Genomic DNA, 14,064 nt, shown 5'->3' on the forward strand with positions numbered 1-14,064 from the left:
TTAAGACATATCAGGTATATAAATATTAAACACAGAACCTTTGTCTTTTTCGCTGGAAACGGTAATGATACCTTTATGGTTTTCAACGATTTTTTTCACGATGGCAAGACCAATTCCTGTTCCTCTATATTCACTTTCTGTATTCAGGCGCTGAAAAACTTCAAAGATTTTTTCTTTATAGACAAGATCAAAGCCAATTCCATTATCAGCAACTTGCAGATGATGATACATTTTATCTTTAAACTCAGCATTTGGCAGAGAACTTCCTTTTACCAATTCTGACGATATTTCTACTCTTGGAGGAACTCCTTTTCTAGAAAATTTAAGCGCATTTTCTACCAAATTATGAAGCAGCTGTCTAAATTGGAACTGAATCAAGGTAGCTTCTCCTAAATTATGATATTCTACTACTGCATTTTTTTCTTCAATTCGATCAGAGAAATCACTGATGACTTCTTCTGCAATTTCGTCAATATTAACCGTTGTAAAAACGCGTTCTGCAGAATTAGCTCTAGAATAGGCGAGCAGGTCTTGTATTAAATTCTGCATCCTTTTGGCAGAAATCTCAATTCTGGCTAGATATGTTTTAGCATTTGCCGATATGTTTTGTTCATCTAAATCAGATAAACGGCTGGCAAACGTTTGTATTTTTCGCAAAGGTTCCTGAAGGTCATGGCTCGAAATATAAGCAAACGACTGTAGTTCGATATTCATGTTAACAAGATCTCTGTTTTTAAGTTCCAGCTGAGTAGTACGTTCAATAATCTGCTCTTCAAGCTGATTGGTGAAGTTTTTTTGATCTTCAATATCTGTACTTGAACCCACCCACATTTGAATATTTTCCTGTTCGTCCAATTGTGCAATAGCACGGCTCAACTGCCATCTGTATTCACCATCATAACGTTTAAAACGGTGAATGAATAAAAAATCATTACCTGTTTTTACAGAATGCATCCAGAGTTTAACATTTTCTTCCCGATCGTCAGGATGTACAATTTGCAGCCATCCATTTTTATCGATTTCTTCTTTAGATAATCCAGAATACTTGTAAAAAGTTTCATTAAAATAATTTAGATTTCCCAAAGTATCACTTGTCCAAATAAGCTGAGGCATAGAATCGGCCAGAAGTCTAAATTTTGCTTCATTCTTCATCAATACCTGCTGGCTGTTTTTCTCGTCAGTAATATCCATCAAAGTCCCGATCATCTTTGAAGGGTCTTTATTTTCATCAAAAAATATCCTGCCGTGGACTTTTATCCAGCTGATAGAATCATCTAATTTTTGAATACGTGCTTCGTATTTATAAATACCTGTTAAAAGTGCCTTTGCAAAAGCTTCTACTAAGATATGCTCGTCTTCGGGAAGCACTCGGCTTCGAATATCCTGATGTACTATTTTTGTTTTTTTTTCAAATCCAAAAATATCCAGGATTTTATCACTATAAATTAATTTTTTATTCTGAAGATCAAGATCCCAAGTCGCAATTTCTCCAATTTCGGCTGCTAATCTTGCTCTTTCTTCGGCAGTTTCTACTTTTTTTCTTGCTTTAACTTTAGACGTTACATCGTTAACAGTAACCATAACGCCAGAAGCCTGCCCATTTTTTTCAAGAAGCGAAGTATACTCATAATCCAAGTAGAATTTCTTTAGTTTCCCTTTAATATCAACATAAGCAATCGCTTCGTTCTCTTGAATCGTTTTTCCATTAGCAATAACTTCATTTAACAATTCGGGATATTTTTGATTTTCCAATTCTGGGAAAACTTCCAATAAAGGCTTTCCAATTGTATCCTTTTCTTCTTTCTGCCAGATATTGCGCATCATCGAAATATTGGCCATTTCGATAATATGATCTTTACCTCTAAATATTGCCATTGCAATTGGAGAATCCATTACAATATTTCGAAATGCTTTTTCGCTTTCCGTTAATAAATGTCTCGCTTTTACCTCTTCTGTAACTTCGTAGGCAACAATAATAACACCTGTAATCGCATTTTCTTCTTTTAAGGGATAAAATACAAGATTAAAATAACCTAACTCCTGTTTGTTGTAACGATTTAAAGTAACAGGAAGTTCGTCTGTATAGTAAGGAACACCTGTTTCAAAAACGTTTTTTAGTAGTGGAAAAACAGTCTCTTTTGCTTCAGGAACAGAATCAAAAATTGGCCTGCCTAATATATCTTCTTCATTTTTATCAATAATATGCAGATAAGTATCATTCGCCATTTCTACAACGAGATCTTTCCCTTTAAAAATTCCAATCCCGAGCGGAAGCTGTTTTACAATATTTCTAAAACGCTTTTCGCTCTCCTCAACAGCAGTGCGGGAAAGGACCTGCAGCGTTACATCATTGGCAATAGCCAGAATACCAGAAATAGTACCATCGGCTTCTTTTAAAGCTTCATAAGTAACATTTATAAAATTAATTACCGGTTTTCCTTTTCGGTTTAGACTTACAGGAAGTTCGTTGGCGGTAAATTTTTCACCAGTAGTATAAACATTTTTCAGAATTTCTTCTAAACCCTGATTGGTCACTTCGGGAAGTGCCTTAAAAACAGGTTTATGAAGAACCTCTTCTTCTTTTCGCTCCCAAATTTCCAGCATCAATTTATTGGCAATTTCTATTGTATAATCTTCACCTCTAAAAATACACATCGCATTTGGAGCTTGAAGAATGTTACTTAAATAGCGTTCGTTGCTTTCTTCAAGCCTTTTACGAATGTTTACTTTATCGGTAGTTTCGTTGCAAATTACAAGAACTCCATTTATTATTCCTTCATCATTTTTCACAGGGCTATAACTGAATGTCCAGTAAACATCTTCGATTTTGCCATTTCTGTAAATCGGAAGCAGCTGATCTTCATGCCAGGTAGCTTCTCCTTCAATAAGTACTTGATCCAGTAAAGGTTTAATAAAATGCCAGATTTCCGGCCATGAATCGGCGCCTTTTTCACCAAGGATTGAGGGATGTTTACCATCGTTTCCTAGACTAGGACGATAGGCATCATTATAAAAACAAATATGATTTGGCCCCCAAAATAAAAACATGGGGAATTTGGAGTTTAATAAAATTCCTAAAGTAGTACGAAGACTTTGCGGCCAAGATGCTTCTGGTCCAACCTCAGTTTTACTCCAATCTTTGGCACGGGTAAGCTGTCCCATTTCTCCTCCATTGGCCAGAAATTCATAATTGTTAGTGTTCATTAAATGTGGTATTTATTCTCTTATTAATAAACAGAGTTTTATTAATTTTTAAATGTAGTAATTCTTGCCTAAAGTTAGGCTTCGTTAAAATTAATAAAAAATAAATATTCAAAAAGTCTCATTTTTGAATGAGGCAAGATTAAAATCGTTTGAGTTAATTTTATCTGGTTTCAATACGGAAATTTGATAAAGAGATTAAAAATAAAAAAGCCATGAAAAGAGAAGATTCAAAACACGAAACCGATTATATTAAAAGATATCAAGAAGAAGGATATACAGTGAATTATTTATTTGAAAATGATCAATTAATAGATTCAGAAACTAAAACAGCATACAAACCAGAAGATATTTTTATTGTAGCCCACCATCGTTATGAAGGTATGAGCGATCCAGATGATATGTCTATCTTGTATGTTATTGAAACAAAAGACAACAGAAAAGGAACCCATTTATTAGGATACGGACCAACAGCTGACTTAGAAGAAGCTGAATTTTTTAAAGATATTCCGAAAGCTAATTATTCTAAAAATGCTGATATAAGCGAATTGACATAAAAAGTAAAAATAGATTGGTATTTTTATTTTGCTGATGAGCAGTTGTTCCAAATTTATTTGGGGCAGCTGCTTTTTTTTTTTGAGGTTCAAAAGTTTCGAGGTTCAGAGGGGCAAAGGTTATATTTAAAGAGACAAATTGTAGTAAGGGGCAAAGTAAACCTTTTAGCCTATAAAAAAAACCTCTGAACCTTTGCGACTTTGAACCTTTGTCCCTCTAAAAGAAATCTCTGAACCTTTGCAACTTTAAACCTTTGTCCCTCTCAAATAATAATTATGAAATATCTCTCCAAAATTGTATAAAGATTTGACAGACAATATAAACGAAATTTGGATTATAGAAATAAGATAAAAACCAAAGTTAGTTTTTGTACGTAAATAACTACTAACCGTTTTATTTAACCAAAATATTATAATGAAAAAACTTTACATAAATACTGGAGGATTTGACGATGTCTTTAACAATCTTAAAGATAGTTTTGGCGGTGATCTATTGATCAGCGCAAACGAATATAAATTAACATTCAAATCGAAATGGGCAACAGGAAGCATTTCAGGAGTTCGTTTTGAAAAAGAAATGACGTACTTAAATTTTGACTTAATGTTCAATCACGATGTCAATTTAAGTATAGAATCAAATCCGTTATCACCGGTATTTTTTGTGTATTGTGAAAAAGGAAATGTAGTGCATAGTTTTGGTGCAAATGGAGAAATTAGATCTTTAAAGAAACAACAGTCTGGTATTATGAGTAATTCCTCAGTAATTAACAGCGTGTTGTATTTTAAAAGCCACCAGCACATTCAATTTTCATTGATTGGAATGCCAACCAATATAGAAAGTAAAGTAACCGATTTCGATTTTACATCGCAGGTAAGAAAAATATTTACTCATGAATCTGGAAATTATATTTACATAGGTCCAGAAAATCAAAAGATAGGCGAGAAGTTCCAAGAACTTAAAACGATTCCACAGCAAGGCACAGTTCGTTATTTATTAATGAAGAGTATTTTGCGTGAAGTTTTAGAACTAGAGATAGCGCAGCATAGTTACAATTATTTAACTACGTTTCAGCCTATTTTGAACTTTGCCGTTAAACAATTAAGCGAAATTAAAAAATTGTCAAATTTGAAAACAATTATGGCGCCTGTATTATTTTTCAAAAGAAACCTGCAGCCTCGAACTTTAAAAGAAAGATACCATTTGACATTCAAACCATACAACCAAAAATTAGCTAGCTAGTAAGCATACCATATTCTTCACTCTCAAAAAAACAGCTTTGTCGAGCTGTTTTTTTCTTTTATAAAATCTTATTCTTTTTCATAGTATATAATAAAATAAACCATAATTAGATTCAGGATCAGCGAAACGCTATTGGTAATAATAATTGCTAAATCGTTTTTCAAAATACCATAAACGACCCATACCGCGATTCCAAAAGTAAGTGTACCAAACATTTTAAGCGAAATTTCTTTTACTTTTTTAGTTTTCCAAACTTTTAAAATCTGCGGAATGGTTGCTATAGTTACGCAAGTTCCAGCAAAAAGACCGATGATGTCTACGTAGTTCATTTTTTTTTAAGATTCTGAGGTTCTAAGTTGCTGAGGTTCTAAGTTTTTTTTAATTGAAAAACAATTAGAACTTGGTGACTTCTTGTTTTTCCGAGATTAAAACAAATCCCACGTAAAAACTTTGTATGATTAATGATCTTCTAAAGGCAGATTATCCTCCTACCAATTCACCTCCATTGATATGGATAAACTGGCCTGTAATATAACTGCTGTCTTCGCAGGCTAAGAATACATAAGCAGGCGCAACTTCAGAAGGTTGTCCGGCTCTTTCCATCGGATTGTCTTTTCCAAAATCGGATAATTTATCAAAACTGGCGACGATTAAAGGCGTCCAAATAGGACCAGGCGCAACGCCGTTGACACGTATTTTCTTTTTGGCCAGCATGCTCGAAAGTGATCTCGTAAAACTTACAATTGCACCTTTTGTACTCGCGTAATCTGCCAGATGTTCGCTGCCGCGGAAAGCCGTTACAGATGTGGTATTAATTATGGTATCTCCTTCTTTTAAGAACGGAAGAGCTGCTTTTGTAATATAAAAATAAGGGTAAATATTGGTTTCAAAAGTTTTATGCAGCTGAGATGCAGTTATCTTTTCCAATTCATTTTGAGGAAATTGTACTGCAGCATTATTTACTATAATATTAATATCCTTAAAAGTAGTCTGGCATTTTTTAATGGCTGCTTTGCAAAATTTTTCATCTTTCAAATCACCGCTTATCAAAAGGCATTGTTGTCCTTCCTTTTCAACCATTTCTTTAGTTTCACGTGCATCTTTATCTTCCTTTAAATAAACTATGGCAATATTAGCACCTTCTCTGGCAAAATGTACAGCAACACTTCGGCCGATACCGCTGTCACCGCCAGTAATAAAAGCAGTTTTACCTAGCAATTTACCGCTTCCAACATAATTTTCTCTAATTATTTCTGGTTCAGGTTTCATCATGTGTTCATTACCAGGAAGATTTTGTTTTTGTTCAGGGAATGTTTTTGTCTTTTTCATGATTCTTCTTTTTTTTAGGCTGTTTTTTTGCTTATTAAAAGTAGTGCAGTGTTACAATTTCCTTTGTCTTAAAAGAAATTTTGTTTGCCCCAAAAGATAAAATAACGTGATCTTGTATGAAAATACGTTCATTCATTTTCAATATTTGAAAAATATAGCATTTATAAGGGCTTAAAGATCATAGTGAAACGGAAACAATAGAATCAAAGGTGGGAATTTTGTAACTAATTTCGATTTAGATAAAAAACCATCTCATATTTTTTTTTATACATTTGAGATTTTACACATAAATTTTAATAGTTAGTTGTGCAATTCAATAAAAAAATAAGAAAATTTTTAAATTTCATTTTAAATTCAACAATTGTGATTCACAATAAATTTAGCTTCAAAACGGAATGGTATTAATTGTAGACGATATAAGGGCCAATATCATTGCCTTAAAGAAAACATTAGAGCTGCATAATATCGATGTCGATAGTGCCGAATCTGGAGAAGAAGCTTTAAAGAAAATATTAAAAACAGATTATTGTCTGATTATTATGGACGTTCAAATGCCGGGACTCGACGGCTTTGAAGTGGTTAAAATTCTCTCTGGAAATAAACGCACAAAAGATATTCCTGTTATATTTCTTTCGGCACTTAATACCGAGAAAAAATATATTTTCAAAGGATATGAAACGGGAGCTGTAGAATATATTACAAAGCCAGTTGATTCTGATTTATTGATTTTAAAAGTAAAAACTTTTATTAAAATCTATGAGCAGCAAAATGAACTTAAAGCCATAAAAGACCTTCTCTCTAAAGAAATTAAAATTAGAAAAGAGGCGCAGGACAATCTTGAAATTAAAATTGCAGAAAGAACAAAAGAATTGGTTCAAAAAAATGAAGAATTAGAACTTCGTAATCACGAATTACAACAGTTTTCATGGGTTGTTTCACATGATTTAAACGAACCTATTCGCAAGATCCAGATTTTTATTAAAATTATAAAAGACCTTTATCTAAAAACCGACGATAAAGCAATCGATTATGTAAATCGAACAATAAAATCGGCCGAAAGGATGCAGACTTTGATTACAGATCTTTTGGCATACTCCAGACTTTCAGCTCAGGTAAAACCAGAAAAAACAGATCTCAATGAGGTTTTACAAGAAGTACTTTCAGATTTTGATTATCTGATAGAAAACAAAAATGCTGAAATAAAAACAAACGAACTTCCTACTGTAGATAGTATTCCAAGCCAGATGCGACAGGTTTTTCAAAATTTGATTGGAAATGCCTTGAAATTTTCTGGAAGTGAGCAAAAACCAGTAATCGAAATTACCTCAGAAATAATACTCGAAAAATCATTTGACAGTGTAACCTCGCCAGATGGAAATTTTTGCAGAATCACGGTAAAAGACAACGGAATTGGGTTTGATGAAATTTATTTAGATAGAATTTTTATTATCTTTCAAAGTTTAAATGACCGCCAAACCTACGAAGGAACTGGAATTGGACTGGCAATCGCCAAGAAAATTATTGAAAAGCATAACGGATTAATTACCGCTAAAAGTAAACAAGGCGAGGGGGCAAGTTTTATAATTATACTTCCTTTAACTAGTAAATAACCAAATAAACAAAATAGTACAGAATCTCTATGGACAGTAATTTTAAAAGAAATTTACTAATCAGTTCGTCAATTTCCCTGCTGATTTTAATGATTAGTTCGACTGCATCTTTTTTAAGTATTAAAAGTCTTCTCGACAGTAATGCCTGGGTTAATCATACACAGGATGTTATTTATAACCTAAATACCGCTTCATCTGTTATTACAGATGCCCAAACCAGTATGCGCGGCTATTTAATAACCGGAAACAAAGATTTCCTGCAGGAACATTATGACGCAGAAAAAGAATCTGCTGTTTATTTTGAAAAGCTGGATGAATTAACTGTCGACAATCCCACACAGCAAAAAAGATTGAACGAATTAAAACCGCTTCGTTCTAACTTTTTTAAATATCTCCACAACCAAGTTGTGAAAAAACAGCTTGGAGGTAAAAATGCCACTTTTGATCTTGAAGAAGGTAAAAAGATGATGGATGAACTTCGCAGTAAATTTAAAAGCGTAGAAAATACGGAGCAGGCCCTTCTAAGAGAACGAATCGGAAATTCTGAACGATACGGAAACTATAGTTTTATTTTAATTATTACAGCATTTATAATTGCAATGATTATTACTGTTGTATTCTTTGCAAGAATTTTAAGAGACCATAATGAAAGAGCCTTACTGCAGAAAGAATTAGAGCGTAAAGATATTGAAACGGCTGAAAGACTTGAAGTTATAAGCAGTATTGCTACACAAATTTCTAATGGAAATTATGATGTGCAGATAGATGATAGAAAATCGGATACTTTAGGAGCATTAGGTGCATCACTTCACGAAATGAAAGACTCGTTAAAAGGTTCTTTCGAATTATTATCTCAGAAAGAATGGCTGCAGTCTGGTATTGCATCATTAAATGATAAAATGCTGGGCGAAAAAACGATTCAGAAACTATCAAAAGATGTCATCGAATTTTTATGCCAATATACCAACAGCATTGCTGGGGTTTTGTATGTTATTGATGGTGAAGAATTAACAGTAACTGGTGGTTACAGTTATATTCCGAGTAAAAATCGCGAAAGAATTAAAAAAGGAGAAGGTTTAATTGGCCAGGCCATCGTTTCAGGCAAAATGCTGGAATTAAAATCTTTATCTCCAGAGGATATTCAGATCAATTATGCTTTAGGTGAAATTAAGCCAACGCATGTTGTTGCTGTTCCATTAATGGATTTTAAAGTTGAAGGAGCAGTAGAATTAGCCAGTATTTATGGTTTTTCTTTACTGCAATTGGAATTCTTAAATTTGGTTTCTAATAACATTGGAATCGCTTTAAAAGCAACTCAGAATCGCAAAAGAGTTATGGAACTCTTGGAAGAAACCAAATCGCAGTCTGAAGAACTTCAAATTCAGCATAGCGAATTGGAAGCTATTAATGCAGAATTGGAAGCACAGACTGAAAAATTACAAGCTTCTGAAGAAGAACTTCGCGTGCAGCAGGAAGAATTAGAACAAACCAATGAAGAATTATCTGAAAGAAGCGTTTTATTGGAAGAAAAAAATACTGAAATTCAGAAAAAATCAGAAGCTTTAGAATTAACGACACGTTACAAATCGGAGTTTTTGGCCAATATGTCGCACGAATTAAGAACTCCTCTAAATTCTATTTTATTGTTGAGCCGCTTGTTGTCTGAAAATAACAACAAAACAATGAACAAAGAAGAAATCGAATTTGCACAGGTAATTCAGAGTTCTGGAAACAGCTTATTGGGATTAATTGACGAAATCCTTGATTTATCTAAGATTGAGGCAGGAAAAATGGATTTAGAATTTTTAGAGGTTTCAACAAAAGAAATTACAGATAACCTGCATAATTTATTCTATCTGGTTGCCAAAGAAAAAGGAATTAATTTTGAGATTATAGACAAAGACGCACCAATTGTTATTAAAACTGACAAAATGCGTTTAGAACAAATCCTGAAAAACCTTATTTCTAACGCTATTAAGTTTACCGAAAAAGGAACAGTTTCTCTTGAAATTAAAGTAGACAGCGATGATGATAAAATTATTTGCTTTATTGTAAAAGATACCGGAATCGGAATTCCGTTAGAAAAACAACCATTAATTTTTGAAGCTTTCCAGCAAGCCGATGGTTCAACAAAACGTAAATATGGCGGAACTGGTCTAGGATTATCAATCAGCCGAGAATTAGCCAAATTATTAAGAGGAGAAATTATTCTGCATAGTAAAGTAAATGAAGGAAGTACATTTACACTATGCCTTCCGGTATTAGGTTTTGCAATTAATAAAGTTTCTGTCAACAAAATTCCAGAGGCTGAATTAATAGAAGAAGAAACAGAAGATCAAGAGCCAAAACCAAGATATATTAGTGAAGTTGTTCCTGCAGAAATTGAAGACGACCGTGATTCTATTGTTGAAGGTGATAAAGTAATTCTAATTGTAGAAGACGATATCAATTTTGCAAAATCATTATTGGCTTTCACACAGAAAAAAGGATATAAAGGAGTTGTTGCCGTAAGAGGAGATTATGCCTTGAATTTTGCTTTAATTTACCGACCAATCGGAATTTTATTGGATATTGAACTTCCAATTAAGAGCGGCTGGGAAGTTTTAGAAGAATTGAAAAATCATTCTCATACCAAACACATTTCGGTACACATCATGTCTTCTCACAAACTAAAACAAGAAAGTTTGTTAAAAGGAGCTGTAGACTTCTTAGACAAACCAGTTGCTTTTGACAGAATTCCAGAAGTTTTTATGCGTATTGAACATATCATCAATAACGAATCGCAAAAAGTTTTAATTATTGAAGATAATCCACAACATGCCAAAGCACTAGCTTATTTCTTAGAGACATATAATATCAATTCCGAAATTAAAAGTGATGTTTCTGAAGGATTAACTATTTTAAACAAAGAAGATGTTGACTGTGTAATTCTAGATATGGGAATTCCAGATAAACAAGCTTACGAAATTCTAGACGGAGTGAAGAAAAACCCAGGTTTAGAAAATCTTCCGGTAATTGTTTTTACAGGGAAAAGTTTGTCGATCAAAGAAGAATTGAAAATTAGAAAATATGCCGATTCAATTATTGTAAAAACCGCACATTCATATCAAAGAATGCTTGATGAGGTTTCGCTTTTCCTTCATCTAGTAGAAAGCAAGAAAAAAGAAGGAAGTGATAAAAAAGAAAGTGCTAAAAAACTGAATTCATTAAACAATATTTTATATGAAAAGAAAGTATTAATTGTTGATGATGATGTTCGTAATATCTATTCACTTTCTAAGGCTTTAGAAGCTTTTAGAATGAATGTTATTACAGCTTTTGATGGAAAAGAGGCTATTAAAATTTTAGATGAGAATCCAGATACAGATGTTGTATTATTAGATATGATGATGCCAAATATGGATGGTTATGAAACAGCAGAAAAGATAAGAAGTAACCCTAAATTTCTTAACTTAGCAGTAATAGCTGTAACAGCCAAAGCAATGACCGGCGATAGAGAAAAATGTATCAAAGCGGGAGCTTCAGATTACATTACAAAACCTGTCGATGTAGATCAGCTGTTATCACTGCTTCGAGTTTGGTTATATGATAAAATCTAATCTTTAAAAATACTGTAAATGGAAAAGAAAAAAGTATTAATTGTAGATGACGATTCTAGAAATATTTTTGCTTTAGTGAATACTTTAAAAGCAAAATCTTTTGACTGTTTGTCTTGTTTAAGCGCAGAAGAAGCTTTAAAAATATTATCAAATGACAATTCTATAGATGCCGTTTTGATGGATATGATGATGCCAGAAATGGATGGTTATGAAGCGATTCCGCTGATAAAAGCAATTCCGTCACAAGAATCTACTTTTGTCGTGGCAGTAACTGCCCAGGCAATGAATGGAGATAGAGAAAAATGTTTAGAGGCTGGAGCTGATGCCTACATCTCAAAACCCGTAGATGTTGATAAATTACTTCAAATCTTGGGTGAAATTTAAATGAAATTATGATTGAAGATATTGAATTAGAAACTCTTATAAATGAAATTTACGAATATTATGGTTTTGATTTTGGAAGTTATTCCAGAGCCTCACTTAAAAGACGCGTAAACAGGGTTTTTTATTTGGATGGCTTTAAACATTTTCATGAATTTTTGTCAAAAGTTCGAAGAGATCCGGAGTATTGTAAAAGAATGATTGATGAAATAACGGTTAATGTTACAGAAATGTTTCGTGATCCGTCTTTCTATATGGCACTTCGAAAAGAAGTTCTCCCGCTCTTAGGAACTAAGCCGTTTATAAGAATATGGCATGCAGGATGTTCTACAGGCGAAGAAGTGTATTCTATGGCTATTATGTTGAAAGAAGCAGGTTTACTGCATAAATCAATATTGTATGCAACAGACATCAATGCAACCGTTTTAGAAACAGCAAAAAGCGGTATTTTTCCGTTGAGAATGATAAAAGACTACGCCGATAATTATCGAGATTCTGGAGGGCAGGAAGATTTTTCGGATTATTATATTGCAAATTATGGTTTTGCGAAGTTTAATGAAAACCTTTCTGAAAAAATGGTTTTCTCTCAGCATAATTTAGTGTCAGACACTTCTTTTAATGAGTTTGACCTTATTTTATGCAGAAATGTTTTAATTTATTTTGATAATAATCTACAGAAAAGAGTTATAAGCCTTTTTGATGATAGTCTGGCTCCACTAGGTTTTCTGGCACTCGGGACAAAAGAAACAATCAAATATTCTATCTCTCAAACCAAATACAAACAATTTGATAAAGAGAAAATATGGAGGAAAATAAAATAATAAATCATTATAAAGTAGTTATAATTGGAGGCTCTGCAGGAAGTTTACAAGCACTATTACAGATTTTGCCATTTATCGAAGATTCTATTTCTTTTGCCTTGGTAATCGTTGTACATAGAAAAAGTACAGACGAGCAAACCTTGGAAGATTTAATTGCTTTGAGATCCAAAATAAAAGTAAAAGAAGTAGAGGACAAGGTAAAATTAAGAACTGGATTCATTTACATTGCACCTTCAAATTATCATTTGTTGTTTGAAAAAGACGAAACTCTTTCGTTAGATACTTCAGAAAAAATAAATTACAGCAGACCAAGTATTGATGTTTCTTTTGAATCTGCAGCCGAAATATATGGCCCAGATTTAATCGGAATACTGCTTTCTGGTTCAAATTCTGATGGAACTGTTGGATTAAAAGCCATTCAGGCGGCGGGCGGTAAAATTGTGATTCAAAACCCGTTGTCTGCAGATATGCCTTTTATGCCTAACAACGCCATTTTACACACAACGCCAGATTTTGTTTTAAGTACCGAAGAAATCTTAGAATTCATAAAACAAATAAATAAACTTTAGTTTTTGTCTTCCGGCAGTATAACCTTATTCATTTCGGCATTTTTTTCTGCTCTTCTTTGTGCTGCTTTTCCTTTTCCAATAGGGATTCCAGCTGTCAGGTACAAAGATCTGTTGTAGACATTTGGTCCGTCACCTTTCATAACAGGAACCAATCCATAGTAATATTGAATTGTTATATTTAATCCGTTGCCAACATTCATATGATAGCCGGTTCCCAAAGCTATTCCAGCATCTATAACACGAATCTCGTCTCTGATTTTTTTCTTATAAGTAACATCGTTTTTATTAATCTCGTTGGTAAACTCATCAAAAGCCGAAGCCAGAAGTCCAAATTGAGGTCCGGTTTTGACATAGATCCTGTTCTTAAATTGGTATTTAATTAAAATCGGCACATTAAAATAGCGTATTTCACGATTGACACTTCCACCTTCAAAAGTATTATCCAAGTTAATATCATCTAAAGAGTAAACAGGAAGGTGGTGCGCACCCATTGGCGATTTAACAATAACACCTGTATTAATCATCCATGCGGGATTTTTTTTCGATCTAAAATCAAAATAAAAACCCAGATTAAAACCAGGATTAGTTCCAGAACTTTCGAGCCCAGAAATATCAGAAAGGTTGATTCCGCCTTCTAGACCAAATTCTAAAAAAGGCGAATTTAGTTTATCTCCAAAAATTAAGGAAATTAAAACTTGAGACCGCGCTTGAGCAATGGAGAAAAGCATAAAAAGCAATAATAAACCTTTTTTCATATTCT

Annotated in this window: 11 protein-coding genes; 7 read left to right on the top strand and 4 right to left on the bottom strand. The window is 33.2% G+C overall.

Annotated elements, in window-relative coordinates; translation table 11 throughout:
* Positions 1 to 3,204, bottom strand: coding sequence for a PAS domain S-box protein (locus tag QMG60_RS13885; RefSeq protein WP_281865311.1), 3,204 nt, complete (start codon positions 3,202 to 3,204; stop codon positions 1 to 3).
* A 212-nt stretch (positions 3,205 to 3,416) separates the two neighbouring features.
* Here QMG60_RS13885 and QMG60_RS13890 point away from each other — a divergent pair, with 212 nt between their 5' ends.
* Positions 3,417 to 3,758: a hypothetical protein gene (locus QMG60_RS13890; protein ID WP_057118359.1), complete on the top strand. Its 342-nt coding sequence runs from the start codon at positions 3,417 to 3,419 to the stop codon at positions 3,756 to 3,758.
* 412 nt (positions 3,759 to 4,170) lie between these two features.
* Entirely contained in the window at positions 4,171 to 4,995 is an 825-nt protein-coding gene (locus QMG60_RS13895; protein WP_281865312.1) for a hypothetical protein, read from the top strand.
* Positions 4,996 to 5,063: 68 nt separating this feature from the next.
* Here the strand turns inward: QMG60_RS13895 and QMG60_RS13900 are convergent, their stop codons facing one another.
* Both QMG60_RS13900 and QMG60_RS13905 read right to left on the bottom strand, forming a co-directional pair.
* Entirely contained in the window at positions 5,064 to 5,324 is a 261-nt protein-coding gene (locus tag QMG60_RS13900) for a SemiSWEET transporter (RefSeq protein ID WP_057118357.1), read from the bottom strand.
* A gap of 151 nt (positions 5,325 to 5,475) precedes the next feature.
* The gene (locus QMG60_RS13905; protein WP_134141685.1) at positions 5,476 to 6,324 is read right to left on the bottom strand and encodes an SDR family oxidoreductase; all 849 of its coding nucleotides are present in this window, start codon (positions 6,322 to 6,324) and stop codon (positions 5,476 to 5,478) included.
* A 395-nt stretch (positions 6,325 to 6,719) separates the two neighbouring features.
* On the opposite strand from QMG60_RS13905, the gene QMG60_RS13910 reads away from it, so the two are divergent.
* From QMG60_RS13910 to QMG60_RS13930, 5 genes are read left to right on the top strand one after another with little or no spacing between them, the layout of a single operon-like run.
* Positions 6,720 to 7,934 carry a response regulator gene (locus QMG60_RS13910; protein ID WP_057118355.1) on the top strand — a complete coding sequence of 405 codons (1,215 nt, stop codon included), beginning with the start codon at positions 6,720 to 6,722 and terminating at the stop codon, positions 7,932 to 7,934.
* Positions 7,935 to 7,963: 29 nt separating this feature from the next.
* Complete coding sequence (locus tag QMG60_RS13915; RefSeq protein ID WP_281865313.1) at positions 7,964 to 11,533, top strand: response regulator; 3,570 nt, start codon at positions 7,964 to 7,966, stop codon at positions 11,531 to 11,533.
* Between the two features lie 18 nt (positions 11,534 to 11,551).
* A complete protein-coding gene (locus QMG60_RS13920) occupies positions 11,552 to 11,917 on the top strand; it encodes a response regulator (RefSeq protein WP_057118353.1) in 366 nt (121 codons plus the stop codon).
* 8 nt (positions 11,918 to 11,925) lie between these two features.
* Positions 11,926 to 12,735, top strand: coding sequence for a protein-glutamate O-methyltransferase CheR (locus QMG60_RS13925; RefSeq protein WP_057118352.1), 810 nt, complete (start codon positions 11,926 to 11,928; stop codon positions 12,733 to 12,735).
* A complete protein-coding gene (locus QMG60_RS13930) occupies positions 12,717 to 13,304 on the top strand; it encodes a chemotaxis protein CheB (RefSeq protein WP_057118351.1) in 588 nt (195 codons plus the stop codon). The genes QMG60_RS13925 and QMG60_RS13930 overlap by 19 nt, the downstream gene beginning before the upstream one ends.
* On the opposite strand, the gene QMG60_RS13935 is transcribed toward QMG60_RS13930, so the two are convergent.
* A complete protein-coding gene (locus tag QMG60_RS13935) occupies positions 13,301 to 14,059 on the bottom strand; it encodes a porin family protein (RefSeq protein ID WP_281865314.1) in 759 nt (252 codons plus the stop codon). The genes QMG60_RS13930 and QMG60_RS13935 overlap by 4 nt on opposite strands.
* Between the last annotated feature and the right edge of the window lie 5 nt (positions 14,060 to 14,064).

Source organism: Flavobacterium sp. GSB-24, from assembly GCF_027924665.1.
Taxonomy (GTDB): Bacteria; Bacteroidota; Bacteroidia; order Flavobacteriales; family Flavobacteriaceae; genus Flavobacterium.